29 protein-coding genes are annotated in these 24,159 nt (G+C 63.3%); 16 read left to right on the plus strand and 13 right to left on the minus strand.

Translation table 11 applies throughout. From position 1 onward, the window contains the following. Positions 1-25 precede the first annotated feature (25 nt). Positions 26-376, plus strand: coding sequence for a response regulator (locus IWW33_RS01115; protein ID WP_115275172.1), 351 nt, complete (start codon positions 26-28; stop codon positions 374-376). A gap of 44 nt (positions 377-420) precedes the next feature. On the opposite strand, the gene cobF is transcribed toward IWW33_RS01115, so the two are convergent. Together cobF and IWW33_RS01125 are read right to left on the minus strand one after the other, a co-directional pair. Continuing rightward, complete coding sequence (gene cobF, locus IWW33_RS01120) at positions 421-1,176, minus strand: precorrin-6A synthase (deacetylating) (protein ID WP_046785666.1); 756 nt, start codon at positions 1,174-1,176, stop codon at positions 421-423. Between the two features lie 65 nt (positions 1,177-1,241). Continuing rightward, on the minus strand, positions 1,242-2,531 hold the full coding sequence (locus IWW33_RS01125) for an OprD family porin (RefSeq protein WP_174141403.1): 1,290 nt from the start codon (positions 2,529-2,531) through the stop codon (positions 1,242-1,244). 354 nt (positions 2,532-2,885) lie between these two features. Here IWW33_RS01125 and IWW33_RS01130 point away from each other — a divergent pair, with 354 nt between their 5' ends. The 3 genes from IWW33_RS01130 to IWW33_RS01140 all read left to right on the plus strand — a co-directional run bounded on the left by IWW33_RS01130 (position 2,886) and on the right by IWW33_RS01140 (position 4,349). Further along, positions 2,886-3,245, plus strand: coding sequence for a histone-like nucleoid-structuring protein, MvaT/MvaU family (locus IWW33_RS01130; RefSeq protein ID WP_046785606.1), 360 nt, complete (start codon positions 2,886-2,888; stop codon positions 3,243-3,245). Positions 3,246-3,469: 224 nt separating this feature from the next. Continuing rightward, complete coding sequence (gloA, locus tag IWW33_RS01135; RefSeq protein ID WP_046785607.1) at positions 3,470-3,997, plus strand: lactoylglutathione lyase; 528 nt, start codon at positions 3,470-3,472, stop codon at positions 3,995-3,997. A 109-nt stretch (positions 3,998-4,106) separates the two neighbouring features. Further along, positions 4,107-4,349 (plus strand): hypothetical protein, encoded by a 243-nt coding sequence (locus tag IWW33_RS01140; protein WP_039601125.1) that lies wholly within the window; start codon positions 4,107-4,109, stop codon positions 4,347-4,349. Between the two features lie 58 nt (positions 4,350-4,407). On the opposite strand, the gene IWW33_RS01145 is transcribed toward IWW33_RS01140, so the two are convergent. Further along, positions 4,408-5,229, minus strand: coding sequence for a shikimate 5-dehydrogenase (locus IWW33_RS01145; RefSeq protein ID WP_125922861.1), 822 nt, complete (start codon positions 5,227-5,229; stop codon positions 4,408-4,410). Positions 5,230-5,449: 220 nt separating this feature from the next. On the opposite strand from IWW33_RS01145, the gene IWW33_RS01150 reads away from it, so the two are divergent. Next, positions 5,450-5,632 (plus strand): hypothetical protein, encoded by a 183-nt coding sequence (locus tag IWW33_RS01150; protein ID WP_012313987.1) that lies wholly within the window; start codon positions 5,450-5,452, stop codon positions 5,630-5,632. Between the two features lie 242 nt (positions 5,633-5,874). Then, positions 5,875-6,801 (plus strand): D-alanyl-D-alanine endopeptidase, encoded by a 927-nt coding sequence (gene pbpG / locus IWW33_RS01155; RefSeq protein WP_042111355.1) that lies wholly within the window; start codon positions 5,875-5,877, stop codon positions 6,799-6,801. Between the two features lie 59 nt (positions 6,802-6,860). On the opposite strand, the gene IWW33_RS01160 is transcribed toward pbpG, so the two are convergent. Beyond that, positions 6,861-7,292, minus strand: a complete 432-nt coding sequence (locus tag IWW33_RS01160; protein ID WP_046785610.1) for a hypothetical protein — start codon at positions 7,290-7,292, stop codon at positions 6,861-6,863. Between the two features lie 200 nt (positions 7,293-7,492). On the opposite strand from IWW33_RS01160, the gene IWW33_RS01165 reads away from it, so the two are divergent. The 9 genes from IWW33_RS01165 (at position 7,493) to IWW33_RS01205 (ending at position 15,051) form a co-directional block, all read left to right on the plus strand. Continuing rightward, entirely contained in the window at positions 7,493-8,827 is a 1,335-nt protein-coding gene (locus IWW33_RS01165; protein WP_174141402.1) for a SidA/IucD/PvdA family monooxygenase, read from the plus strand. A gap of 169 nt (positions 8,828-8,996) precedes the next feature. Then, positions 8,997-10,190, plus strand: coding sequence for a PepSY domain-containing protein (locus IWW33_RS01170; RefSeq protein WP_119688747.1), 1,194 nt, complete (start codon positions 8,997-8,999; stop codon positions 10,188-10,190). Then, positions 10,187-10,726 carry a hypothetical protein gene (locus IWW33_RS01175; protein ID WP_046785613.1) on the plus strand — a complete coding sequence of 180 codons (540 nt, stop codon included), beginning with the start codon at positions 10,187-10,189 and terminating at the stop codon, positions 10,724-10,726. The genes IWW33_RS01170 and IWW33_RS01175 overlap by 4 nt, the downstream gene beginning before the upstream one ends. Further along, positions 10,723-11,043: a hypothetical protein gene (locus IWW33_RS01180; RefSeq protein WP_039601114.1), complete on the plus strand. Its 321-nt coding sequence runs from the start codon at positions 10,723-10,725 to the stop codon at positions 11,041-11,043. Before IWW33_RS01175 ends, IWW33_RS01180 begins: the two co-directional genes overlap by 4 nt. Positions 11,044-11,054: 11 nt before the next feature. Further along, the gene (locus IWW33_RS01185; protein WP_046785667.1) at positions 11,055-11,624 is read left to right on the plus strand and encodes a DUF6162 family protein; all 570 of its coding nucleotides are present in this window, start codon (positions 11,055-11,057) and stop codon (positions 11,622-11,624) included. Positions 11,625-11,640: 16 nt separating this feature from the next. Next, on the plus strand, positions 11,641-12,543 hold the full coding sequence (locus tag IWW33_RS01190; protein WP_012313979.1) for a metal ABC transporter substrate-binding protein: 903 nt from the start codon (positions 11,641-11,643) through the stop codon (positions 12,541-12,543). Continuing rightward, on the plus strand, positions 12,540-13,286 hold the full coding sequence (locus tag IWW33_RS01195) for a metal ABC transporter ATP-binding protein (RefSeq protein WP_046785615.1): 747 nt from the start codon (positions 12,540-12,542) through the stop codon (positions 13,284-13,286). Before IWW33_RS01190 ends, IWW33_RS01195 begins: the two co-directional genes overlap by 4 nt. Continuing rightward, positions 13,286-14,185, plus strand: a complete 900-nt coding sequence (locus IWW33_RS01200) for a metal ABC transporter permease (protein ID WP_046785616.1) — start codon at positions 13,286-13,288, stop codon at positions 14,183-14,185. The genes IWW33_RS01195 and IWW33_RS01200 overlap by 1 nt, the downstream gene beginning before the upstream one ends. Then, positions 14,182-15,051 (plus strand): zinc ABC transporter substrate-binding protein, encoded by an 870-nt coding sequence (locus tag IWW33_RS01205; RefSeq protein ID WP_174141401.1) that lies wholly within the window; start codon positions 14,182-14,184, stop codon positions 15,049-15,051. Before IWW33_RS01200 ends, IWW33_RS01205 begins: the two co-directional genes overlap by 4 nt. Before the next feature lie 58 nt (positions 15,052-15,109). On the opposite strand, the gene IWW33_RS01210 is transcribed toward IWW33_RS01205, so the two are convergent. The 8 genes from IWW33_RS01210 to IWW33_RS01245 all read right to left on the minus strand — a co-directional run bounded on the left by IWW33_RS01210 (position 15,110) and on the right by IWW33_RS01245 (position 21,561). Next, the gene (locus tag IWW33_RS01210) at positions 15,110-16,162 is read right to left on the minus strand and encodes a DUF1615 domain-containing protein (protein ID WP_115275181.1); all 1,053 of its coding nucleotides are present in this window, start codon (positions 16,160-16,162) and stop codon (positions 15,110-15,112) included. Between the two features lie 26 nt (positions 16,163-16,188). Continuing rightward, on the minus strand, positions 16,189-16,740 hold the full coding sequence (locus IWW33_RS01215) for a hydrolase (RefSeq protein WP_174141400.1): 552 nt from the start codon (positions 16,738-16,740) through the stop codon (positions 16,189-16,191). Positions 16,741-16,797: 57 nt separating this feature from the next. Continuing rightward, positions 16,798-17,517 (minus strand): alpha/beta fold hydrolase, encoded by a 720-nt coding sequence (locus tag IWW33_RS01220; protein WP_119688744.1) that lies wholly within the window; start codon positions 17,515-17,517, stop codon positions 16,798-16,800. Beyond that, a complete protein-coding gene (locus IWW33_RS01225) occupies positions 17,514-17,735 on the minus strand; it encodes an MbtH family protein (RefSeq protein WP_012313972.1) in 222 nt (73 codons plus the stop codon). Before IWW33_RS01225 ends, IWW33_RS01220 begins: the two co-directional genes overlap by 4 nt. Positions 17,736-17,847: 112 nt before the next feature. After that, positions 17,848-18,249 carry a hypothetical protein gene (locus IWW33_RS01230; RefSeq protein ID WP_046785622.1) on the minus strand — a complete coding sequence of 134 codons (402 nt, stop codon included), beginning with the start codon at positions 18,247-18,249 and terminating at the stop codon, positions 17,848-17,850. An 84-nt stretch (positions 18,250-18,333) separates the two neighbouring features. After that, positions 18,334-19,869: a DHA2 family efflux MFS transporter permease subunit gene (locus IWW33_RS01235; RefSeq protein ID WP_046785623.1), complete on the minus strand. Its 1,536-nt coding sequence runs from the start codon at positions 19,867-19,869 to the stop codon at positions 18,334-18,336. Next, positions 19,866-21,059 (minus strand): HlyD family efflux transporter periplasmic adaptor subunit, encoded by a 1,194-nt coding sequence (locus tag IWW33_RS01240; protein WP_046785624.1) that lies wholly within the window; start codon positions 21,057-21,059, stop codon positions 19,866-19,868. Before IWW33_RS01240 ends, IWW33_RS01235 begins: the two co-directional genes overlap by 4 nt. Before the next feature lie 28 nt (positions 21,060-21,087). Beyond that, the gene (locus tag IWW33_RS01245; RefSeq protein WP_039603231.1) at positions 21,088-21,561 is read right to left on the minus strand and encodes a MarR family transcriptional regulator; all 474 of its coding nucleotides are present in this window, start codon (positions 21,559-21,561) and stop codon (positions 21,088-21,090) included. Positions 21,562-21,804: 243 nt separating this feature from the next. Here IWW33_RS01245 and IWW33_RS01250 point away from each other — a divergent pair, with 243 nt between their 5' ends. Then, the gene (locus IWW33_RS01250) at positions 21,805-22,815 is read left to right on the plus strand and encodes a FecR family protein (protein WP_174141399.1); all 1,011 of its coding nucleotides are present in this window, start codon (positions 21,805-21,807) and stop codon (positions 22,813-22,815) included. A 4-nt stretch (positions 22,816-22,819) separates the two neighbouring features. On the opposite strand, the gene IWW33_RS01255 is transcribed toward IWW33_RS01250, so the two are convergent. Then, positions 22,820-24,139: a Na+/H+ antiporter NhaC family protein gene (locus IWW33_RS01255; protein WP_125922854.1), complete on the minus strand. Its 1,320-nt coding sequence runs from the start codon at positions 24,137-24,139 to the stop codon at positions 22,820-22,822. Positions 24,140-24,159 lie beyond the last annotated feature (20 nt).

Consider the following 24,159-nt stretch of genomic DNA (forward strand, 5'->3'; position numbering starts at 1 on the left):
CATTCTTCTGGTACAGGATCACAAAATGCACCTCTTGGTAGTCGAAGATGACGACATCGTCCGTATGTTGATGGTCGATGTGCTCGACGAACTGGGCTATGAGACCCTCGAGGCGGACTGCGCCAGTGCCGCGCTAAAGATCCTTCAAGACCCAGACAAGGCGCTGGCCCTGCTGATGACCGATGTAGGCCTGCCGGACATGCGCGGCGAAGAACTGGCGAAACAGGCCCGCGCCATTCGGCCAGCGCTGCCTGTGCTGTTTGCCAGCGGCTACGCCGAAAGCCTCGATGTGCCCGAAGGGATGCACATGATTGGCAAGCCGTTCAGCATCGAGCAGTTGCGCGATAAAGTGGTGGGGATTTTGGGTACGCCGTGACATCGGTGGCGCCTCTTCGCGGTTTTACCCGTGAAGAGGCCGGCTCAAGTCCATGACTCGCGCCGCAGCAGGTAGGTATCCATGATCCACCCCTTGCGCGCCCTCGCCTCCTCGCGCACCTGCAGAATCCGCCCCTTCACCGCCTGCAAAGGCCCGGCGATCAGCACTTCGTCCTCCGTTCCCAGGTAAGCCCCCCAGTAGATAAGCAGCCCAGGGTCGTCGACCTGGGCAAATGCGCATTGCCCGTCGAGCATCACCACCACGTTGTCAATCTGCCCCTGTTGCGCCAGGCGCCGCCCCGGTAAAACCACCAATGGCTCGCCTATACGGTTCAGCGGCACCTGATGCCGCGCCGCCAGCGCCTGCACACTGCTGATGCCTGGGATGACCTGCAGGCGCAGTGCCACACCACGCTCGCGAACCAACTGCAGAATGCGCAGGGTGCTGTCATACAAGCCAGGCTCGCCCCAAAGCAAAAAGGCGCCGATATCCTCACTGCACATTTCATCGGTTATCAGCCGGGCATACAGCGCCGCGCGCTGGCGATGCCAGTCCTGGACCGCAGCCACATAGTCGGCCGCGTCAGCATCGCGTTGCGGGTCCGCCACCTGTACCAGGCGGTAGCCGCCCTGCGGCCTGTAGCGTTCAACAATGGCCTTGCGCAGGCTAACCAGCTCGTCTTTGTCCGAACCCTTGTCCAGTACGAAGAAGACGGTGGCGCGACGCAACGCCTCGACAGCCTCGTAGGTCACCTGGCGCGGGTCGCCCGGGCCGATACCAATCAACAACAGGTCTCTCATGGCTTCGCCCCGCACAAAAACCAGCAACCATTGTCGGCCGACCGCGGGTGTTTGGCAAAGCGCACTCAGAAGATCGAAAAGTTGTAGCTGACGATGACCCGTGTTTCGTCCATGTCACGCGCCCACTTTTCGTAGTTGCTGCGGTAGGTAGAATTGCGCAGGCGCACGCTGACATCTTTGAAGGTACCGCTCTGTACCTGGTACTTGAGCTCGGTGTCGCGCTCCCACTCCTTGCCTTGGGCGTCACTGCCCGGGACCTTGATGTGGTCGCCATTGATATAGCGGGTGAAGAACGTCAGGCCCGGCACGCCCAGGGCCTTGAAGTCGTAGTCGTAACGCAACTGCCATGAGCGCTCCTGCGCGGCGGCGAAGTCGTTGACCTGCGCATAGTTGACCAGGTACGGGTTGCTGCCATCGAGGTAGGGCATGGCGTTTTCGCCATACATGCGCTGCCAGCCTGCGCTGACCTTGTGGCCGCCCAGGCTGTAGCCGAGCATGGCGCTGAAGGCGCGATGATCGATTTGGCCTGCTCGGGCGCTACCGATGTCATCGCTCTTGATCAGCCGCAGGTCGGCCGACAGGCTGCCCAGCGCAAGCGGCTGGCTGGCCACCAGGCCAAGAAAGTGCTGACGGTAGATGTTTTCCAGCCTGGCCACTTGGTATTGAGCACTGAACCGGTCATTGAACCGGTAATCCAGCCCTGCCAGGTCGAAGTGGTCGGCTTGGGTATCGCAGGCATAGCGCTTGTTCTTGCAATGCACGCGAATGTCCTGGCGGTCGGTGGAATCACGGGCGGTGTACTTGTTCAGGCGGGCCAGTGTGAACTTCAGGTCGTGCACTTCTTCTGAAGTGAGCATGGCGCCGTGGAACAGGGTGGGCAACAGGCGACCGTCGTTGTATTTCAACAACGGTACATCCGGCATCATCGAGCCGTATTTGAGCACGGTATTGGACACCTTGGCCTTGGCAGCCAGGCCCATCTTCGCGTATTGGTCGGCAGCGCGCCTGGGGTCATGGCCGGAAGAAGGCAACAAACCGCTGTTACTGTCCGCCGGGCTGGAGTCCAGCTTGATACCGAACATGCCCAAAGCATCCACACCAACGCCTACCGGGCCTTGGGTATAACCCGACTGCACATTGAGAATGAAGCCTTGTGCCCACTCTTCGCGCTTGGACGCACCTTGGCTGGAAGTGCTGTGGCCGTCACGAAAGTCCCGGTTGAAATAAACAGTGCGTGCTTCGACCTTGGCACGGCTGTCTTCAAGAAAACCGGCGGCCTGGGCGTGCGTGCCGGCACACATCAGCAACAGGCCGGCAACTCGGCGCCCGGGGGCGAGAGGAAAAGAGGCAAACATGCGAGGGAACATCCAGAGAAAGACAGAAACAATGCACGGCGAACGCACGCGGCGCAGACAAGACGCGGCCGAACAATGCTCGGCCATCATCAGAAATGATCGCGAAAAGGCTCTGGCGCGCACCATTGGACCATGGTCTAGATGCGCCGGGCCGACGGCCTGTACCCACCGGAATTATGCGCCCGGAAAACTTGTAAAGTTCCCGTCTTATTTGGAAAAGTTTGCGGTTTACCCAATTGTCACAAGTGTCTACACTCGTCATCAGCGAACAGTTTAACCCACCCGCGTGGCCGGCGTTATTTCTCTTCAATGTTCGTCACGCCCCGCCACAGATGACGTACAGGAGTGATTACAGTGTCCAGACTTGCAGAGTTTCGTGCTGCCGAAAAAGCGCTCCAGGAACAGATGGCTCAACTGGAGGCGCTGAAAAAGGATACCGGCCTAAAACGTGAAATCGAATTCGAGCAGAAACTAGTCGGCCTGATGAAAAGCTATGACAAAAGTCTGCGCGATATCATCGCCATCCTCGACCCCAAGGCCGTCACCCGGGGCGCAACCAATGCGCCAAAGCAACAACGCCGCCCACGCGTGGTGAAAGTGTATGAAAACCCGCACACCGGCGAGCTGATCGAGACCAAAGGTGGTAACCATCGCGGGCTGAAGGCGTGGAAAGAACAGTACGGGGCCGGCACGGTGGAAAGTTGGCTGCGCTGATGAAACGTCAACGCTTGCTTCACACTTTTTTCACAAGGGCTGGCTCAATATCGAGACAGCTAAAGGACTAGCGACCCCATCACGCGCCCGCACACGCGGGCCTCTAATTCCAGCGCCCTGCACTCGTGCAGGGCGCTTTCATTTGCGCAATCGGTTCACTGCCGTATCATGGCCCTCCTGTCTGTTCCGCTGGCCCCGGTGCCAGCCTCGTCTCTGGAGTACCCATGAGCCTGCACGATCTGCAAAACCTGCCTGGCGTCACCGCACAGCCCGACGCCGCCACTGCCCAATTCGTCTTCAACCACACCATGCTGCGGGTCAAGGACATCGAGAAGTCGCTGGACTTCTACACCCGTGTGCTGGGCTTTCGCCTGGTCGACAAGCGCGACTTCCCGGAAGCGGAATTCAGCCTGTACTTCCTGGCCCTGGTAGACCCGGCGCAAATTCCAGCCGACGACGCCGAGCGCCATCAGTGGATGAAATCGATCCCCGGCGTGCTTGAGCTGACCCACAACCACGGTACAGAGAACGACCCCGCGTTCGCCTATCACAACGGCAACACCGACCCACGTGGTTTCGGCCACATCTGCATTTCGGTGCCGGACGTGCGTGTTGCCTGCGCCCGCTTCGAAGAGCTGAACGTGCCGTTCCAGAAACGCCTGGCAGACGGGCGCATGAACCATCTGGCCTTCGTCAAGGACCCGGACGGTTACTGGGTCGAAGTGATTCAGCCCTCTGAGCTCAAGGGCTGATCCGAAAGTGTGAGCTTCGTCGGCTCGCGCTCGTCAGGCCGGGAACTCCCGGCCCCTCGCTGTGGTATATGGGAGTAACAGCTTCACTAGCCACAGCGAGGTAAGGACGATGCAATCTCTTCACTGTGAATACCGCGACCACACCATCACCGCCAGCGTGATGCCTCACCCCGACTCCCCTCTGCCCTATTCTGCGGGCTGCCTGATCACCGATCCGCAAGGCCATACCAGCAAGCGTTTATCCATGCCGATGAAGTTCTTCTCTGACCTTGAGAACGCTCAGCATGTGTCGCTGGCCCATGGCCGGGCCCTGGTGGACGAGCAGCTGGACAAGGGGCACAAGGCGTTCTGATTTTGCGCACAGACGGCCTTCTCGCCGGGTTGCCCGCGAGGAGGCCGCAGAAGAAGAGCTAGACGTCCCGGGCGTACGCCACTGCAGCCTCGACCTGCTCTCGGGCAGGTCGCACGCCGGTATACAGCACGAACTGCTCCAGTGCCTGCAACGCGATCACCTCCAGGCCGGTAATCACCGGCTTGCCCAGCGCCTGCGCCCGCTGGATCAAGGGCGTCTGCGCCGGCATCGCCACCACATCGAAGACCCGCTGCGCCGCAGCAATGGCGTTCTCGCTGAACGCCAGCTCATGGGCCTCCTGCCCGCCCGCCATGCCAATCGGCGTCACGTTCACCAACATCGGCGGGCACCGGTCACCCAGCTCAGCGACCCAGCGATAGCCACAAACGTCGGCCAGCTGCCGCCCCGCCTGCTCGTTGCGGGCGACGATGATGCCCTCCTTGAACCCGGCATCGCGCAGCGCACTGGCAACCGCCTTGGCCATGCCACCACTGCCGCGCAGGGCAAAGGCTGTAGACGGGTCGACACCATGCTGTTCGAGCAACTGCCGTACTGCCAGGTAGTCGGTGTTGTAGGCTTTCAGATGACCAGCCGTGTTGACCACGGTGTTGACCGACTCGATGGCTGCCGCTGACGGGTCAACCTCATCGACCAAGGCCATGCAGGCCTCCTTGTACGGCATGGAAACACCACAGCCGCGGATGCCCAGCGCGCGGATACCCGCCACAGCGGCCGGCAAGTCATCGGTGCTCATCGCCTTGTAGTAGTAATCCAGGCCCAACTGCCGGTAAAGGTGGTTATGAAAGCGAACGCCAAAGTGACCTGGCCGGCCGGCCAGGGAAATGCACAGCACGGTGTCCCTGCTGGGAGTTGCCGTCATGACCTGCTCCTTGTTCGTAACTGAAACGTTTGTTCAGCGTAACAGACCCGCCCGTTCATCGTCCCTTACACAACCTTTACCGTTTCCCTGCGCTCAGCTGACAGTGGCAAGAGCCATAGTAGTGAACAGTTGATAAAGCTGATGAGCACTATTGAGCGAGTCGATTTCAAACCGAGCTGGCCACTGCGTAAGGTAGCGGCATGTTTTACAGGAGGTCCACATGGCCACTATCCAGATCATGTCCGTCGTCGGCAGCGCCGTCCCCTCTACTCTGCGTGAGCAGGGCCTGCTGGCATGCTGGTACCTGGTGCGTAACGGTGAAGCGGTGAGCGGACCGTTGGCCACCCGTGCATCAGCCCAGGCCCTTGCCGATCGACTGAAGGACGATTGCCTGCTCGCTTGAAACGAATGTGTTGTGCGTTGCTCTTTGCCCTGTTCTGGCCCGCCTTTTGGCGGGTCTTTTTTTGCCAGCGCGAAACCGACGAACGGAGGCAGAATAACCGTTACAGCATGAAGGTTTTTTCATTTCGACCGGGTGGCTCCACGAGCATTCGACAGCCGCTGAGCCATACTCCAGAATGCGAGCGGTTTTTGGGGGAAACCCTTGCACAGCCAACGACATACCAACTTTTAGTGAGCCTGAACGTGAAAACATCCCTGTCCATCCTCAGCCTGCTGCTGTTGCTCACAGGTACCGCGACCCTACCGTCGACCGCTGCTGCACAACCCCCAGCCCAGATTCAACGCGACCCTTCAAAGCTGCATCTGGCTTCCGGCAGCGCCCTGCTGATCGACCTCAATACCAACAAGGAACTGTATTCGAGCCACGCCGACCGCGTGGTACCGATTGCCTCGGTGACCAAACTGATGACCGCGATGGTGGTGCTGGACGCCAAGCTGCCCATGGATGAGATGCTCACCATGACCATCGCCAACAACCCGGACATGAAAGGGGTGTACTCGCGCGTGCGCCTGGGCAGCCAACTCAACCGCCGCGAAACCCTGCTCATTACCCTGATGTCGTCGGAAAACCGCGCCGCCACTTCCCTGGCCAACCACTATCCAGGGGGCTACCCGGCTTTCATCAAGGCAATGAACGCCAAAGCCCGCAGCCTGGGCATGGCGCACACCCGCTATGTCGAGCCGACCGGCCTGTCGACGCAGAACGTCTCCAGCGCCCGCGACCTGGCCAAGCTACTGATGGCGTCGCGCAAATACCCGATGCTCAGCGAGCTGTCGACCACCCGCGAAAAAACCGTGGCCTTCCGCAAACCCAACTACACACTGGGCTTTCGCAATACCGACCACCTGGTCAACAAGAGCAACTGGGACATCAAGCTGACCAAGACCGGCTTCACCAATGAGGCCGGGCATTGCCTGGTGCTGCTGACGCGCATGGACAACCGCCCGGTGGCCATGGTGATCCTCGATGCGTTCGGCAAGTACACCCACTTTGCCGATGCAAGCCGCATGCGCCAGTGGCTGGAGACCGGCACAGCCAAGCCGGCACCGGCAGTGGCGATGCAGTACAAGTCGGACCGGCAGAACAAGAGCCGCCTGGCCGCAGAGTAACGCCTCAAGGGGCTGGCCCGTTTGCGGCGTTATCCGCAGGCGGGCCGGTTCACACAGGCTCAGGCCTGAGTGCTGACGACCGTACCCGCAGTGCTGCCACCCGTCTCCTGCAACGCTTCGAGCAGTTGCGACGTGGCGGTCATGATCTGGCCATTGAGCGTGGTAATGCTCGCCTGCCTGGCACTCACGGCAGCGGTCTTGGCTGTCTCTTCCATTTTCTGCGCCATCAGGTTGGCCAACTGCTTCTGCTCTTCGGCCAACTGCTTTTGCAGCTGCTTGATCATCTCGCGCAATTGCTTGATGTGCGCAGGCTCCGAGCTCTCATCGCTTTGCTGCGCACCTTGCGCACCGCCGCCACCCTGAGCCTTGGGCGTTTCTGCCGACGCGGCCGACGCTCCACTTTTCTGTGCGTCTTCGCTTTTTACCGTTTCAGCACTGCCGGCGGCCTGCGCCGAAACGTTGTTGATGGTGATTGCCGCGATACCTGCCATGTTCCGGTCCCTGCCTTGAAATAGGTCCTTGCGTTGACCTGCCTATCGGCCACGCGGCGCACTTCTTTAGCCCGGCTGCACAAGCTGTGCGCAATGCCCCCAGTAAATTCCCCGGTACATGGCTCGTTCCAACCAATGTACTCACGCAGGCGCCGGAGCCCCGGCGGGCGCACACATTCGACCATTATGGGATCGCAGCCATGAGCCAGTCTTCAAACCCGGAAACCATCAAGGATCTGATCGGCGTGGGCTTTGGCCCTTCCAACCTGGCCTTGGCCATCGCCCTGGAGGAACTCGCCCACACCCAAGGCCGCGCCCTCGACGCGCTGTTCATCGACAAGCAGAAGCAATACCGCTGGCATGGTGAAACGCTGGCGACCCAGAGCGAGCTGCAGATATCCTTCCTCAAGGATCTGGTCTCGCTGCGCAACCCCACCAGCCCCTACAGTTTCGTCAACTACTTGCACCAGAAGCAGCGCCTGGCCGATTTCATCAACCTGGGCACCTTCTACCCCTGCCGCCTGGAGTACAACGATTACCTGCGCTGGGCCGCCGAGCATTTCGCCACTCAAGCCGTCTATGGCGAGCAAGTGCTGCGCATCGAGCCGGAAGTTAAGGCTGGCCGTGTCGAGCATTTGCGCCTGGTCTCTCAAGATGCGCAGGGCCGTGAATACACCCGGCGTACCCGTTCGGTCGTGGTCGGCACGGGCGGTACGCCGAAAATCCCGGAAAAATTCGGCGCCTTCAAGGACGACCCGCGCGTCTTCCACCACTCCCAGTACCTGAGCAGCCTGAGCAGGTTGCCATGCGCCGAGGGCAAACCGATGCGCATCGCGGTAATCGGCTCTGGCCAGAGCGCCGCAGAAGCATTCATCGACCTCAATGACAGCTACCCGTCGGTCAAGGTCGACATGATACTGCGCGGTTCAGCGCTCAAGCCTGCGGACGACAGCCCGTTCGTCAACGAAATCTTCTCGCCGGACTACACCGACCTGGTCTACAACGAGCCGGCCGAGCAGCGCGCCAAGCTGCTGGGTGAATACCACAACACCAACTACTCAGTGGTCGACCTCGACCTGATCGAGCGCATCTACGGCATCCTCTACCGCCAGAAGGTTTCGCATCAGGTGCGCCACAACGTGCTGTGCCGTCGCCAGGTGGAAGCGGTTGTCGCCACCCGCGACGGCATCGAACTCACCCTGCGCGACCTGGCCACCGACCAGCATCAGACCCACCGTTACGATGCTGTCATTCTGGCCACCGGCTACGAGCGCCGCTCGCATCGCGACCTGCTGGCACCGCTGGCCGGTTACCTCAAGGATTTCAACGTCGATCGCAACTACCGGGTACTGTCCAGCCCGGACCTCGAAGCGTCGGTTTACTTGCAAGGTTTCTGCGAGGGCAGCCATGGCCTGAGCGACACCCTGCTGTCGGTACTGCCGTCCCGTGCCGCCGAAATCGGCCAGGCGCTGTACCAGGACCTCGCCCGCCGACACGGCAAAGCGCAACCGCCGGTCGCCCTCACCAGCGCCTGACCCTCTGCGGCCTTCAAGCCGACACGGCGCCCCGCGCCCTGTCGGCTTTTGCTTTTCTGAAACATTTGCTTGCATTTAAATAGGCAGGATTTCCATTCTCATTCGTCTTTATAGATGCAGCCCCTGTGGTTGGGCATATGCTCGACCCTCATTTTCAGAAGACCGACCGATGGCCAAATCAACCAAAAAATCCAAGTCCAAGCTGTGGTTCCTGGTCCATAGCTGGCTCGCCCTGCCGATCTGGTTCTTCGTGCTGATCGTCTGCTTCACCGGCATGCTTGCCGTGGTCAGCCAGGAAATCGTCTGGCTGGCCAACGCCGATGTGCGCGCCAACAAGCCCGACGACAGCGCCGAACGCCTGAGTTTCCAGCAAGTGCTCGACGCCCTGCACAAGGCCGAACCGGATATGGTGGTGCGCACACTGAGGCAGCCGGACGGTTCGCACTTTGCGCTCAACGCCGGGGTTACCCTGCCCGACGGCAGCAGCCCGACGCTGTACGTCAACCCCTACACCGGGGCCATCCAGGGCAAGGTCCCGGACTTCAACTTCGAAGCGTTCACCCGTGCCCTGCACGGCTGGTGGCTGGTGCCCTTCACCAACGGTTTCAGTTGGGGCTGGTACCTGGTCTCGCTGCTGGGCCTGCCGATGCTCGCTTCGCTGGTGACTGGCCTGGTGGTGTACAAGAAGTTCTGGAAAGGCTTCTTCAAGCCCATTCGCACCGGCCACGGCTCGCGCATTTTCTGGGGCGACCTGCATCGCCTGGCCGGGGTCTGGTCGATCTGGTTCATCGCGGTCATTGCCATCACCGGCACCTGGTTCCTGATCCAGGCGATCCTGTTCGATAACCACATCACGATCTCCAGCCAACCGATCACACCTGTGATCGCCCGGGAAGATGTACCGCAAACCGCCGATGGCAGCCCTGCCCCGCGCATCGACCTGGACGAAGCGGCGCGCATCGCCGGCCTGGCCATTCCGGGCCTTGAAATCAACGCCATCTCGCTGCCCGCCACGGCCTACAGCCACATCACCCTGAACGGCCCGGGCTGGTACCCGCTGATGTTCCAGAGTGCCAACATCAACCCCTACACGCGTAACGTCGACAGCCAGTTCCTGATCAGCGACCGCTCCGCCCTGGAGTTCGTCACCGAATCCATGCGCCCACTGCACACCGGCGACTTTGGCGGCCTGCCGGTCAAACTGATCTGGTTCTTCTTCGGCCTGGTCCTGACGCTGATGGTGTTCAGCGGCCTGCTGATCTGGACCAAACGTACCGCCCAGGCGACCGCCGCCGCCCTCAAGCGCAGCGAGCGTGCACCCCGCGCCACCGCCAGCGACACCCCCGTGGAGATCCGCCCATGAGCCAGGCCCAGGCCCTGCCCACCCGCCCACTCAAGCAGTGGTGGCTGAAGTGGCGCTTTCACTTGAACATTCTGCTGATTCTCATCCCGCTGGGCTTCATGCCCAAGTATTTCGCCGACGCCAAGCTGTTTCGCGGTGATGCCGGCTTGGGCGTGAACCAGATCAGCGATATTCAGGTCGGCCCTTACAGCCTGGACTTGGCCGAACTGCGCAGCGAAGCGCCCCGCGCCGACGGCCCGGCGGGCTACTTCAAGCCCTTCAACGCCGCGCTTTGCAAAGCCTGCATCAACGACGTCAAAGCCGTGTACCTGCGCATCGGCAAACCCCGCAGCCTGCGCGCCGCCGGCACCATCTTCTTCGGCGCGCCCTACCGCATGGGTACCAACCTGCCGATCCCTGCGCGCACCAAGCCCGACGCGCAGATCTGGATCACCCTCGAAGGCTGGGACGGCAGCATGCATCAGGCATCGGTCCCGCTGAGCAAGGCTTCGCCAGCCACCGTGGCCTGGCTCGAAAAACAAGGAGGCAAGAAATGAAGCACATGATGCGCAGGCTCGCCCTGCCCCTGCTGGTGCTGGCCGCAGGCCCGGCCCTGGCCCACAACCCGATGTGCGAGTGCGAAGAGCTCGATGGCGGCCAGGTCAAATGCACCGGTGGCTTCTCGGACGGCAGCGGCGCCCCGGGCGTGACCCTGGACGTGATCGGCTATGACGAACAGGTACTGGTCGGCGGCAAGCTGGGCGATGACTCGACGCTTACCTTCAAGCGCCCCGACGGCGAGTTCTACGTGCTGTTCGATGCCGGCCCCGGCCACGTGGTGGAAGTCGACTACGCCGACATCACGCAACCATGAGCGGCCCTACCCTGAGCCGTACCCAGGTGGTGCGCCCCGCCGGCGCCGGGCACGAAACCCTCTACGTGCTGCTGGTCAGCCTGCTGATCGTCATCGTCGCCGCCTGCGTGGTGCTGCTGCGCGGTGAACGCGAAGACGAGCAGGCCATCGCCAGCCACCAGATCGACGCCCGCCGCGACCTGACGCCCGCCGAACAAGGCATCTATACCGACCTTCGCGTCGCATTCGACGAGGTTCAGTTGCTGCGCGAAGAAACCGCCGCCGTACCCAGTGTGGCGTCGTTGGCCGAGGAAGGCTTGCCACCGTTCGTGGTAGATGCCGGCAGCCAGAGCCGTGGCAGCCACCAATGGCAGTGGCTGGAGGCTGGCGCCTATCTGGGTCGCAGCCAGGCCCCGCAGGTCGCCGGCAGCTTTTTGCTGATCGTGCCGCACGAGCACAGCGCCCAGCCTGACGTCTGGCTGCGCCGCGACAGCGCCGCGGTGGTGCCGGACGACCTTGGCCAGGCAGCCCTGATCGCCGCTGGCTGGCAGCAAGTGGCTAGCCATTACGACGCCGGGGTCACCCGCGAACACCGTCACTGAACCCAAGGAATTCCCCATGTTGCGCTCCGCCCTCACCCTGCTCCTGGCCCTCGCGTTACCGGCCCTGGCCCTGGCCGACACCGGCAAGCCCTTGCGCATCGGCATTACCCTGCACCCGTACTACAGCTATGTGAGCAATATCGTCGGCGACAAGGCCGAAGTGGTACCGCTGATTCCCGCAGGCTTCAACCCGCACGCCTACGAGCCACGCGCCGAGGACATCAAGCGTATCGGCAGCCTGGACGTGGTGGTGCTCAACGGCGTCGGCCATGACGATTTCGCCGACCGCATGATCGCTGCCAGTGAAAAGCCCGACATCAAGACCATCGAAGCCAACCAGAACGTGCCGCTGCTGGCGGCCACCGGCATCGCCGCCCGCGGTGCCGGCAAAGTGGTCAACCCGCACACCTTCCTGTCGATCAGCACCACCATTGCCCAGGTCAACAACATCGCCCGTGAACTGGGCAAGCTCGACCCGGACAACGCCAGGTTCTACACCCAGAACGCCCGCGCCTATGCCAAGCGCCTGCGCGGCTTGCGCGCCGAGGCGCTGGCCAAGGTCACCGAGGCACCCGGCGCCAACTTCCGTGTGGCCACCATTCATGCAGCCTACGACTACCTGGTGCGCGATTTCGGCCTGGAGGTCACGGCAGTGGTGGAGCCGGCCCACGGCATCGAACCGAGCCCGGCACAGCTTAAGAAAACCATCGACCAGCTCAAGGCGCTGGACGTCAAGGTGATCTTCTCGGAGATGGACTTCCCGTCGGCCTATGTCGAGACCATCCAGCGTGAGTCCGGTGTGCGCCTGTATCCGCTGACGCACATTTCCTACGGCGAGTACACCAAGGACAAATACGAAGTAGAGATGAAGCGCAACCTCGACACCGTGGTCCGCGCCATTCAGGAGAACCGCGCATGACCGCGGCCGCCAACCTCATGGTGCGCGGCGGGCCCGGCATCGAATTCGCTGGCATAGACCTGACGCTTGGCCGCACGCGCATCCTGGAACAGGTCCAGTTCAGCGTCGCCGCCGGCAGCGTACATGCCATCGTCGGGCCCAACGGCGGCGGTAAAAGCTCGCTGATCAAGACCCTGCTCGGGCAGATGCCACACCAGGGCCAACTGACCCTGCACTGGCCGGGCGAGCAGCAGGTGATCGGTTACGTCCCCCAGGCGCTGGAGTTCGACCGTGGCCTGCCGATGACCGTGGACGACTTCATGGCCGCAATGTGCCAACGCCGCCCAGCCTTTCTCGGCCTTTCGCGCCGCGTGCAACCGGCCATCGACGCAGCGCTGGCGCAGGTCGGCATGCTCGACAAACGCAAGCGGCGCATGGGCGCTTTGTCGGGCGGCGAACGCCAGCGCGTGCTGCTGGCCCAGGGTTTGATCCCCGAGCCGCAGTTGCTGGTGCTCGACGAGCCCATGTCGGCGCTCGATGAAGCCGGCATCCGGGTGTTCGAGCACTTGCTGCAGGGCTGGCGCCAGGCCGGCACCACCGTGCTGTGGATCGAACACGACCTGCAAGCGGTGCTGCGCCTGGCCGACCGGGTCACCGGGCTGAGCCGCCAGGTACTGTTCGACGCCCCACCTGCCCAAGCCCTTACCCCGGAGCGCCTGCTGAGCCTGTTCTCCGTCCACCCGCGCAGCGAGGGCCGCACCTGATGAGCTACGAAGCATTCCGCCAACTGGTCCAGGAATGGGCCGGCGCTGGCTACCTGCCCGAGGCACTGGCCTACGGTTTCGTGATCAACGCACTGCTCGCCGGCCTGATGATCGGCCCGGTACTGGGCGGCCTGGGCACCCTGGTGGTGGTCAAGCGCTTTGCCTTCTTCTCCGAAGCCGTCGGGCATGCCGCCCTGACCGGGGTGGCCATCGGCATCCTGCTCGGCGAACCCTACACCGGGCCGTACGGCAGCCTGTTCGGCTACTGCCTGCTGTTCGGCATCCTGCTCAACTTCCTGCGCAACCGCACCGGGCTGTCGCCTGACACGCTGATCGGGGTGTTCCTTTCGGTGTCGCTGGCTTTGGGCGCGAGCCTACTGCTGATGCTGGCCGGCAAGATCAACGTGCACATCCTCGAGAACGTGCTGTTCGGCTCGGTGCTGACAGTCAGCGCCCAGGACCTGGTGGTGCTGGGCATCGTCGCTGCCCTGGTGCTGGCGCTGGCCCTGCCGCTGTACAACCGCATCATCCTGGCCAGCTTCAACCCGCAACTGGCCGCCGTACGCGGGGTGGCAGTGAAGACCCTGGACTACCTGTTCGTGGTGCTGGTGACGCTGGTAACGGTGGCGTCGGTGAAGGTGATCGGGGCAATCCTGGTCGGTGCGTTGCTGGTGATTCCGGCCGCTGCCGCACGCCTGGTCAGCCAGTCGCTCAAAGGCTTTTTCTTCATCTCGGTTCTGATCGCCACCCTGAGCACGCTGCTGGGCATCCTGATGCCGATCGTCTTTGACCTGCCGGTACCGTCGGGTGCCGCGATCATCCTGGTTGCCGGCATTTGCTTCGCCCTCGCGGCCCTGGCCCGCGCCCTCGTCCCACGCCTGCAAGGAAACCCGGCATGAACCTGAAACAGCTCACCCTGGCGCTGGCCCTCACCGGCCTGCCCTCGTTCGCCCTCGCCACCGAGGTGCTGACCACCCTGCCGGTGACCCACAGCCTGGCTGCGGCCTTGCTCGACGGCACCGCCGTGCAGCTCAAGCGCGCCGCGCCGGCCAACCTGCCGGCCAGCCGCCAGCCTTCGTACTTCAGCAGCCGTGGCGGCGCGAGCCTTGCCAAAGCGGCGCAACAGGCCGATGCGGTGATCGGCCTGCGCTCGATCTGGCGTGACGACCCGCTGTACCCCATGGCCCGGCGCAGCAATATCCGCATCGTCGAAATCGATGCAGCGCGGCCGGTGGACGGTGCCCTGCCGGGCATCGCGGTCAGTGGCGATGACGCCTACAACGCCTACCCCTGGCTGAACCCGACCAACCTTGGGCGCATGGCCGACGTGCTGGCCAACGACCTGGAACGCCTGGCGCCCGCCGACAAGGCGAAGATCCAGGGCAACCTGGCGGGGCTCAAGCGCCAGTTGCTGGAATTGACCGCCAGCAGCCAGACCAAGCTTGCCCAAATCGACAACCTCAGCGTGGTCAGCCTGTCCGAGCGCCTGGGCTACCTGGCCAGCGGCCTGAACCTGGATGTGGTGGAACAGGCACTGCCGGCCGAGGGCAAGTGGGACGACGCCGCGCTCAAGGCACTGGGCGAGAACCTCAAGAACCAGGATGTGGCGCTGGTGCTGGACCATCGGCAGCCGGATGCGGCAGTGGCCGAGGTGATCAAGGCCTCGGGGGCCACGTTGCTCGTGGTGGAAAGTGACCCGCAAGACGCCGTGGCCGGGCTCAAGGCCAGTGTCGATCAGGTGGTCGGGGCGCTGAGCAAAGGGTGATGCAGCCTGTACCTGCCCGATCGCCGGTTTGCCGGCGATCGGGCCAGGGCAGACAGCCCTAGCGTTTCATGCACCGCTGATACCGCTCATCCACCCTCCCCGCAAACCACGCCGTGGTCAGCTTGCGGGTGATTTTCGGGCTTTTCAGTTCGATCCCCGGCAACTTGGCGCGCGGCACCGGCTTGCCTGCGGCTGCGTCAGCCAGGGCGAACACCCCGCTGTACAGCTTGCTGTCCTCGAAGGCCAGGCTGTCACCCAGTTCCAGCTGGCTGCGGATCTGCGGGTTACGCAGCCCCAGCTTCACACCCAGCTTGCGCGCCGCCTGCTCGGTGCTGCCGGGCATGATCGCGCCGGGGGCGATCAGGTCACCATCCAGGGCCAAGGGCACGCCCGTCACCTTGCTCAGGGCCGCCTGAAACGCGGCATTACGGCTGGCGTACCAGCCCGCGTTGAAGTCGGCGAAGCGATAGAGCTGGCGCTCATAGTGCGCGGGGTAACCCAGCAAATGGCCGATACCGAAATACATGCCGCCACGACGGCTGAAGACCTCCTGGCGTATGGTGCCGTCGTAGGTGTAGGGGTAATCCTTGGCATGCTGCTCGGCAAACTCGACGCTAACCTGCATCGGCCCACCGGTGTGCACCGGGTTCAGCCCGCCCAGCAAGGTCCGGCCCAGCGGCAGGCCGGTAATGAATTCGTCGTACAGCGCACTCAGTTGCTTCTCACTGCGCACCGCAAGCAGCCGCTGCTGATACGTCTGGCCATTGCCAGAAGCCGTATTCAGCGCGCCGTCCACCAGCAACCGCGGGATATGCAGGCTCGCCGCGCGGCGGTCGACCTCGGCACGGGCAATGCGCCCAAGGTTGGGGACCTGCGGGTCGGCATTGAAGGTCGATTCCTGCTCGGTCACCGCCAGCACCGCACACAGGTTGCTCTTGCTCGGGGCTATGCGCTGGGCTTCGAACGCCACCTGGATATCCCTGGCCCAGCCCTCGCGGTCCCTGGCCTGGGCTGGCAACAAGCGCACCAGTTGGGCACGCACCTTGGCAGGGTCGGCCTCAGGCTCTTCCTCACGACGCCCGGCGCAGCCCTGCAGCAGCGCCAGGGCCATCAACCCGGCAGCCAGCAGCCGGCCGTTCAGGGCTGCTCCCCGACCAGATAGGTCTTGCTGATGTGGCGAAATTGCGGGTGGCTGGCGTTGCCCATGAGCTCGAACAGCACCATTTCGCGGGTAACTACCTGCGCCCCGGCCTGACGCATCCGCGCAAGCCCTGCAGCCTTGTTGGCCAAGGTACGGCTGTCGCAGGCATCCTCGACCAGGAACACCTGCTTGCCCAGGCCCAGCAGGCCGAGCACGGTCTGCAGCACGCAGACGTGGGTTTCCATGCCGCACACGATTACTTGCTCGCGCGCCAACAGGCTGGCTGGCAGGCACTGGGCCGCAACGCAGGAAAAATGGGTCTTTTCCACGATTTCAGCTGCAGGGGCGGCGGCGAGAAGCTCGGGCAGGGTGTGCCCCAGGCCTTTGGGATATTGCTCGCTGATGACGATCGGCAGTGCGAGATCGGCGCATGCTGCCAGCAGCCAGCGTGCCCGGGCGCGGGTGCCCTCGGCGTCGCTCATCGCGCCAATGAGCTTTTCCTGGATGTCGACGACCAGCAACGTGGCCTGGTTAGGATCGATCAGCATTGTCTGCCTCTTGCCTGGGAAAACGCCTAGCATCCCCAAGGCAAGCGGCAACGTCAATCAGGCGCAAAGCCGATGGGGCTCCAATGCTGCAGCCAGCGCCGTGAGCACACGGTCCTCCTGCTCATGGATGAAGAAGTGGCTGCCCGGAAACATCTGCAAGGTGAATGCACCCTGGGTTTCCTGGCCCCAGGCCCGCAGTTGCTCTTCACTGGCGCGGTCGTCTTGCCCGCCCAGCACATGCAGCGGGCACGCCAAGGCAGGCCTTATGCGGTAGCTGTAACGGCCACAGAGCAGGAAATCCGCCCGCAGGATCGGCAACGTCAGGCTCATCAGCTCGGCATTGGCCAGCACCTCCTCCGGCGTGCCATTGAGTTCCCGCAGTTCATTGCGCAGCTCGTCATCGGTCTTGGGCTCACGCCAGTTCTTGCCGTCATAGTCCTCACGCCGGGTGGGCGCCGCAGTACCGCAAGCGAACAGCGCCACCGGTAGCGGGCACCCCAGCGCCTGCAGCTCGTGGGCCAGCTCGAAGGCCAGCAGCGCCCCCAGGCTATGGCCAAACAGCGCATACGGCGCAGCAGCGGCCTGGCGCTGTTCGGCTGCCAGTTGCCGGGCCAAGGCCTGCATGTCGGTGTGCAGCGGCTCGCCCATGCGCGCGCCGCGCCCGGGCAACTCGACCGGGCGTACCTGCAGCCAGGCTGGCAGCTTGCGCCGCCAACGGCTGTAGACCATGGCGCTGGCCCCGGAATAAGGCAGGCACAGCAGGTTGAGCGCGGTCACTGTGCGGCAGCGTCCGCCATCTTCTGGCGCAGGCTCAGCGGGCGCATATCGGTCCAGACTTCGTCGATGTAGGCCAGGCAGTCCTTTTTCAGCCCGCTCTTGCCCACAGCGCGCCAGCCGTTGGGGATCGCCTTGTAGTCGGGCCAGATGGAATATTGCTCTTCGTGGTTGACCACTACCTGGAACTGGATATCGTCGCGGTCGAAAACGGAAGTCATTGCCTGTCTCCTTGAGTGATGGATGCCGGTACGCGCTTGGCGTAGGGCGGCTCTCTGGTAGACGTAGGAAACATCCGAAAAATTAGCGTTTGGGCATGACAACTTCTGGGCCTCAAGCATCCCTAAGCAAGTCATGGGTATCCAGCAAGCGATAAGCCACCTGCGGATTGCGCTCCAACCCGCGCCGTATAGCCGCCGGAATCGACTGGCGGGTCTTGCGGCATAACCCAGGCTGGTCATCGAGTTCGATGACTATCCCGCGCATGGTACGCACCTCGTTGTAACCGGGCGCGATATGCAGCCGAATGCCCAGGTTCTCGTACAGCCTGGCCTGCAAGCGCTGCAGGTCTTCAAGGTCCTTGAGGTTTTCCAGCCGCTCGATCAGGCGCTTCTCCTCCTGGCGGGTGAGCAGGAGGATGCGCTGGGCCGCAGGCGGCTGCGCGGCCAGGTGCTCGCGGCCGCAGTCACAGGCGCCAGGTGGGCAAGGTTGGCGTAAGGCAAGTGCTGTGCTCATGGGCCAAGCATAGCGCGTCGCGGCGAAAGAGCGTGCGCCAACCGCTTGCGCAAAATTGAGCGCCGCCCCCAAAACCGCGCCTGCTCAATGCCCCGCTGAAGCCGGCCCCGCCTTGGCAGCAAACGGCGGCTTGGCCAACCACACCAGCAGAATCAGACCGGCAAACACCCAGCCCATCAAGGTGAAGTAATCCACCGTCGACATCATGTAGGCCTGCCCGTTGAGTATCTGCTCCAGCTGCGCATAGCTTTGCGGGTTTGCCCCGCCCAGTTGCTCCAGCGTGTGCCGGGTCGCCGGGTCGAACTGGCTGATGTTCTCGCTCAGGTAGGCATGATGCTGGTCCGCCCGGCGGATCCAGATCCACGTGGTCAACGACGCCGCAAAACTGCCGCCCAACGTGCGCAGGAACGTCGCCAGGCCAGACCCGTCGGCGATCTGATGCGGCGGCAGGTCCGACAGCAGAATGCTCAAGGTCGGCATGAAGAACAGCGCCACACCAATCCCCATGAACAGCTGCACCAGGGCAATGTGCTGGAAGTCCACCTCGTTGGTGAAGCCCGCGCGCATGAAGCAGCTGGCACCGATGGCCAGGAACGCCAACCCCGCCAGCACCCGCAAGTCGAAACGCTGCGCGTACTTGCCCACGAACGGCGACATGATCACCGGCAGCAGGCCGATCGGTGCCACTGCCAGGCCTGCCCAGGTGGCGGTGTAGCCCATCTGCGTCTGCAGCCACTGGGGCAGGATCAGGTTGATGCCGAAAAAGCCTGCGTAGCCCCCCACCAGCACAATGGTACCGATGCGGAAATTACGGTGCGCGAACAGCCGCAGGTTGACCACCGGGTGGCGGTCCGTCAGCTCCCAGATGATGAATATCGCCAGGAACACGACCGAAATCAGGCTGCCGATGATGATGAACGACGACTCGAACCAGTCCAGGTCATTGCCCTTGTCGAGCACAACCTGCAATGCGCCCACACCGACAATCAAGGTCAGCAGGCCGATGTAGTCCATGGGCTGGCGGCTGGTCACCACCGGCCGTGCGCGCATCTGCTGACGCACCACTGCGGCCGCGAACAAGCCGATCGGCACGTTGATGAAGAAGATCCACGGCCAGCTGTAACTGTCGGTTATCCACCCGCCCAGGATCGGCCCGGCAATCGGCGCCACCACCGTGACCATCGCCAGCAACGCCAGTGCCATCCCCCGTTTGGCCGGCGGGTAGACGGCAATCAGCAAGGTCTGGGTCATCGGGTAAAGCGGCCCGGCCACCACCCCCTGCAGCACACGAAAGCCCACCAGCTCCGGCATCGACTGCGAGATACCGCAGAGGAAAGACGCCAGTACGAACAGCAGCGTGGCCCAGATGAACAGCTTGACCTCACCGAAGCGCCGGCTGAGCCAACCGGTCAGCGGCAATGCGATGGCATTGCTCACCGCAAACGAGGTGATCACCCAGGTGCCCTGCTCGGAACTCACCCCCAGGTTGCCGGAAATGGTCGGCAAGGCCACGTTAGCGATGGTGGTGTCGAGCACCTGCATGAACGTTGCCAGCGACAGGCCTATGGTGGTCAGCAGCAGGCTCGGCGGGGTGAACTGCGCCGCAGCGTTGTTGCTCATCGTTGCGCCGTCTTGCCAGGGGCGCTGTTGTCGTGGATCAGCCGAGCGATCAGATGGTCAGCTTCGTCCAACTGACGGTCGTACACCTGGGTGGTGTAGCTGGCCTGCTGCGGCGGCTGTTGGGCCAGGGCCGGGCCGCTCTGATCGTGCAAGTCGACCTCGACCACGGTGGACAGGCCGATGCGCAGCGGGTGGGCCTTGAGCTGGTCCGGGCTGAGGTGAATGCGCACCGGTACACGCTGGACGATCTTGATCCAGTTGCCGGTGGCGTTCTGTGCCGGCAGCAAGGCGAACGCGCTGCCGGTGCCGGCGCCCAGGCTGTCGACGGTGCCGCTGTATTTCACGTCGCTGCCGTACAGGTCGGCGCTGATTTCCACGGGTTGGCCGATACGCATGTCGCGCAGCTGGGTTTCCTTGAAGTTGGCGTCGATCCACACCTCGTCCAGCGGGATGACTGCCATGGTCGCGGTGCCCGGCTGCAAACGCTGGCCGAGCTGCACGGTACGTTTGGCGACGTAACCGGTGACTGGCGCCACCAGCGTGGTGCGTGCGTGGTCCAGGTAAGCCTGGCGCAGGTCGGCGGCGGCGGCCATGACCTCGGGGTGCGAAGACACCACCGTGTCGTCCACCAGCGCCGTGCTGGTATTGAGCTGCTGGCGCGCGCTGTTGACGGCGGCCTGGGCCACGGTCAGGTCATCGCGGGCATGGGAGATTTCTTCAGCAGCGATCGCACCGCTGTCAGCCAGCACCTTGCGCCGGTTGTAGTTCTGCCGGGCCTTCTGCAGCTCGGCCTGGCGTGTCTGCAACTGGGCCTTGAGGGAATCGACGTTGCTGTACAGGCCACGCACCTGGCGCACCGTACGGGCCAAATTGGCTTGCGCGGCCTGCAGGGCCACCTCGCTGTCGGCCGGGTCGAACTGCAACAGCACCTGGCCAGCATGCACCAGGTCGCCGTCATCGGCGCCGATGCTGGTGACGGTGCCGGTGACCAGCGGGGTGATCTCCACCACATTGCCGTTGACGTAGGCGTCGTCGGTGCTTTCGTGCCAGCGCCCGATCAGGCTGTACCAGGCCCAGGCGCCAGCGCCGGCAAGCAGCACCACCAGCAACAGGCCAAGCAGCCAGACTTTGCGCTTGCGCGACGGTTCGGGTGCGGCGGAGGGAGTTGAGGTGTCTGCGTTATTGGCCATGACAATACCTTGGAATATGAAACAGGAATCAACGATCGCCGAAGCGGCGGATCGTCAGAGGGTCGCCGGCACCGAGCAGGACCTTGGCCAGCAGGCCTTCAAGGGTCTTGAGTTCGTCAGGCTGCAGCACGCCGACCAGTTCGTTCATCGCCGCCGCGCCGATCTCGGGCAAGCGGTCGGCCAGGCGTTGGCCTTCGGCGGTCAGGGCCAGGCGTACCTGGCGACGGTCGTCGGCGCAGCGGTTGCGCAAGATCAGGCCCTTGTGCTCGAGGCGGTCGAGCATGCGGGTCATCGAGCCGCTGTCCAGGCCCAGGTAGCGGCACAGCTCGGCCGGCGTATCCACCTGGTACTGGGTGACGATGATCAACACTTTGAACTGCGCGGCGGTAACGCCTTCTGATTCGAGGTGCCAGTCGAGAATGCGGTCCTTGAGGATCGCCGCACGGCCCAGCAGCATGCCGATGGCGCAGGACTGGAAGTTTTGCGGGGTGAAATGGGACATCGGCAGCAGCTCGGGCAAGTGTGTAAAAATATTACTGCCTAGGCAGCAAATGTCAAAGCTTTCATTAGGGTGCTATGGGAATAGCCTTGGGACACACGGCAGGTGGGTGCCGGGAAGGGTTCTCAAACGCTGGAAAATCCTGGCGAAACCGATCAAATCACACATAACTGATAGTCATTCGCCATTACCTTGGTTCTCGGGAGGCCCCTCGCAGGGGTAGAATGCGCAAAACCCGGAGCCGCAATGAACCAAGACCGCCTCAATCCCAGCCCAGACGATGCCATCACCGACGCCGCCGCGCAGTGGTGCATGCGCCTGCACGCCGACGATTGCACCCAGGCCGAGCGTGAAACATTCGCACGCTGGTTGGCAGCGGACCCGCGCCACGCTGATGAATACCAGGCGATGCTGGAAATCTGGCAGACCGCCGACCTGCTGCCGCGCAACGCCACGGTCATCGATTTCAACCCACCTGTACGCACTATGGCGCGGCAACGCCGCCACTGGCGGCCCATGGCCTCGGCAGCAGCCATCGCCCTGCTGGTGTTGCCGCTGGCGGGCTGGGTTGGCTGGGAGCAGGGCTGGCTGCCCAACCACTACCAGCACGTTGAAGCAGGCGATCAGGCGCGGACCGTGCAACTGAGCGACGGCAGCACGGTGGAGCTCAACCTCAACACCGAACTGTCCTACTTCAACTACAAGGACCAGCGCCAGGTCACGCTCAAGCGAGGCGAAGCGTTCTTCAAGGTGCAGCATGACAGCACCCACCCCCTCATCGTCCGTGCCGGCCACGGCCAGACCCGGGTCACTGGCACCCAGTTCAACGTGTGGAAGTATCAGGACCAGGTCAAGGTCACCCTGGTACAGGGTTCGGTGCTGGTCAGCAGCGACGGCAGCACCGGCGGCTACCGCCTTGGCCCAGGCATGCAGGCCAGTTATCGCACCGGCGACTTCGAGCCGCAGTTGGCCCAGAGCGAAGACTATGGCAACAGCCTGGCCTGGCGCAGCGGCAAGCTGGTGCTCGACAACCTCAGCCTCGAACAGGCACTGCCAGTGATCAACCGCTACCTCGATGCGCCCCTGCTGCTGGCCGATGCCAGCACCGGCCGCATCCGCATCAGCGGCATCTACAACACCCGTGAAGTCAAGCGCCTGGTGGACAACCTGCCCAAGGTGCTGCCGGTGTACCTGACCCGCAGCAAGGACGGCAGCACCGTCCTCAACCGCATTTCCCCGCCGCCCGACAAGGGCTGATGCGCTAGAGCGTCATCGCCGCCAGCCAGCCAAACGCCATCAGTGGCAGGTTGTAGTGGATGAACGTCGGTACCACGGTGTCCCAGATATGGTGATGCTGGCCATCGACGTTGAGCCCCGAGGTTGGCCCCAGGGTCGAGTCCGATGCCGGCGAGCCTGCATCGCCCAGGGCACCGGCGGTGCCGACGATGCACACCGTGGCCAGCGGGTCGAAGCCCAGCTGCACGCACAGCGGCACGAAGATCGCCGCCAGAATCGGCACCGTCGAGAACGACGAACCGATGCCCATGGTCACCAGCAACCCCACCAACAGCATCAGCAAGGCACCAACGCCCTTGCTGTGGTCGATCCATTGCGCCGAAGTTTGTACCAGGCCGTTGACCTCGCCAGTGGCTTTGAGCACCTCGGCGAACCCCGAAGCTGCGATCATGATGAACCCGATCATGGCCATCATCTTCATGCCTTCGGTGAACAGGCCGTCGGTGTCTTTCCAGCGCACGATGCCCGACAGCGAGAAGATCAGGAAACCGACCATGGCGCCTATGATCATCGAGTCCAGCCACAGCTGGACGATGAACGCCGCAGCGATCGCCAGCCCCGCCACCAGCAGGGTCAGCGGGTTGTACTGCACGCTGGCCTGCTCGACCTGCTCGATGCGCGCCAGGTCATAGTCACGCTTCTTGCGGTAGCTGAAGAACACCGCCAGCAGCAAGCCGGCCAGCATGCCCGCCGCCGGAATGGCCATGGCATGGGTGACGTTGACACCGCTCACGTCCACGCCTGCGCGGGCAACGTTGGCCAGCAGGATCTCGTTGAGGAAGATGTTGCCAAACCCTACCGGCAGGAACATGTACGGCGTGATCAGGCCAAAGGTGATCACGCAGGCGATCAGCCGGCGGTCGATGCGCAGACGGGTCAGCACGTACAGCAGCGGCGGCACCAGCAGCGGGATGAAGGCGATGTGGATGGGCAGGATGTTCTGCGACGACACCGCCACCACCAGCATCAGGCCGATCAGCAGCCACTTGACCTTGCCGCCGCTGGCATGGCCCTGGCGGTCGATCATCGCCAGCGCACGGTCGGCCAGGGCGTGGGCCAGACCGGACTTGGCAATCGCCACGGCAAAGGCGCCGAGCAAGGCGTAGGACAACGCCACCGTGGCGCCACCGCCCAGGCCGCCGTTGAAGGCCTTGAGCGTGCCCTCGATGCCCAGGCCACCGACCAGGCCACCGGCCAGGGCGCCGATGATCAAGGCGATGACCACGTGCACGCGCGACAGGCTGAGTATCAGCATGATGCCTACCGCGGCAATCACTGCATTCATGGTTTGGCTTTCCTCGTAGC

Source organism: Pseudomonas sp. M2 (assembly GCF_015751845.1).
In the GTDB taxonomy this organism is placed as follows: Bacteria; Pseudomonadota; Gammaproteobacteria; order Pseudomonadales; family Pseudomonadaceae; genus Aquipseudomonas; species Aquipseudomonas putida_E.

Coding starts and splice junctions, on each gene's coding strand:
- IWW33_RS01115 (WP_115275172.1), top strand. CDS start 26: ATGCACCTCTTGGTAGTCGAAGATGACGACATCGTCCGTATGTTGATG.
- cobF (WP_046785666.1), bottom strand. CDS start 1,176: ATGAGAGACCTGTTGTTGATTGGTATCGGCCCGGGCGACCCGCGCCAG.
- IWW33_RS01125 (WP_174141403.1), bottom strand. CDS start 2,531: ATGTTTGCCTCTTTTCCTCTCGCCCCCGGGCGCCGAGTTGCCGGCCTG.
- gloA (WP_046785607.1), top strand. CDS start 3,470: ATGAGCCTGCACGATCTGCAAAACCTGCCTGGCGTCACCGCACAGCCC.
- IWW33_RS01140 (WP_039601125.1), top strand. CDS start 4,107: ATGCAATCTCTTCACTGTGAATACCGCGACCACACCATCACCGCCAGC.
- IWW33_RS01145 (WP_125922861.1), bottom strand. CDS start 5,229: ATGACGGCAACTCCCAGCAGGGACACCGTGCTGTGCATTTCCCTGGCC.
- IWW33_RS01150 (WP_012313987.1), top strand. CDS start 5,450: ATGGCCACTATCCAGATCATGTCCGTCGTCGGCAGCGCCGTCCCCTCT.
- IWW33_RS01160 (WP_046785610.1), bottom strand. CDS start 7,292: ATGGCAGGTATCGCGGCAATCACCATCAACAACGTTTCGGCGCAGGCC.
- IWW33_RS01165 (WP_174141402.1), top strand. CDS start 7,493: ATGAGCCAGTCTTCAAACCCGGAAACCATCAAGGATCTGATCGGCGTG.
- IWW33_RS01170 (WP_119688747.1), top strand. CDS start 8,997: ATGGCCAAATCAACCAAAAAATCCAAGTCCAAGCTGTGGTTCCTGGTC.
- IWW33_RS01175 (WP_046785613.1), top strand. CDS start 10,187: ATGAGCCAGGCCCAGGCCCTGCCCACCCGCCCACTCAAGCAGTGGTGG.
- IWW33_RS01180 (WP_039601114.1), top strand. CDS start 10,723: ATGAAGCACATGATGCGCAGGCTCGCCCTGCCCCTGCTGGTGCTGGCC.
- IWW33_RS01190 (WP_012313979.1), top strand. CDS start 11,641: ATGTTGCGCTCCGCCCTCACCCTGCTCCTGGCCCTCGCGTTACCGGCC.
- IWW33_RS01195 (WP_046785615.1), top strand. CDS start 12,540: ATGACCGCGGCCGCCAACCTCATGGTGCGCGGCGGGCCCGGCATCGAA.
- IWW33_RS01200 (WP_046785616.1), top strand. CDS start 13,286: ATGAGCTACGAAGCATTCCGCCAACTGGTCCAGGAATGGGCCGGCGCT.
- IWW33_RS01205 (WP_174141401.1), top strand. CDS start 14,182: ATGAACCTGAAACAGCTCACCCTGGCGCTGGCCCTCACCGGCCTGCCC.
- IWW33_RS01210 (WP_115275181.1), bottom strand. CDS start 16,162: ATGGCCCTGGCGCTGCTGCAGGGCTGCGCCGGGCGTCGTGAGGAAGAG.
- IWW33_RS01215 (WP_174141400.1), bottom strand. CDS start 16,740: ATGCTGATCGATCCTAACCAGGCCACGTTGCTGGTCGTCGACATCCAG.
- IWW33_RS01225 (WP_012313972.1), bottom strand. CDS start 17,735: ATGACTTCCGTTTTCGACCGCGACGATATCCAGTTCCAGGTAGTGGTC.
- IWW33_RS01230 (WP_046785622.1), bottom strand. CDS start 18,249: ATGAGCACAGCACTTGCCTTACGCCAACCTTGCCCACCTGGCGCCTGT.
- IWW33_RS01235 (WP_046785623.1), bottom strand. CDS start 19,869: ATGAGCAACAACGCTGCGGCGCAGTTCACCCCGCCGAGCCTGCTGCTG.
- IWW33_RS01240 (WP_046785624.1), bottom strand. CDS start 21,059: ATGGCCAATAACGCAGACACCTCAACTCCCTCCGCCGCACCCGAACCG.
- IWW33_RS01245 (WP_039603231.1), bottom strand. CDS start 21,561: ATGTCCCATTTCACCCCGCAAAACTTCCAGTCCTGCGCCATCGGCATG.
- IWW33_RS01250 (WP_174141399.1), top strand. CDS start 21,805: ATGAACCAAGACCGCCTCAATCCCAGCCCAGACGATGCCATCACCGAC.
- IWW33_RS01255 (WP_125922854.1), bottom strand. CDS start 24,139: ATGAATGCAGTGATTGCCGCGGTAGGCATCATGCTGATACTCAGCCTG.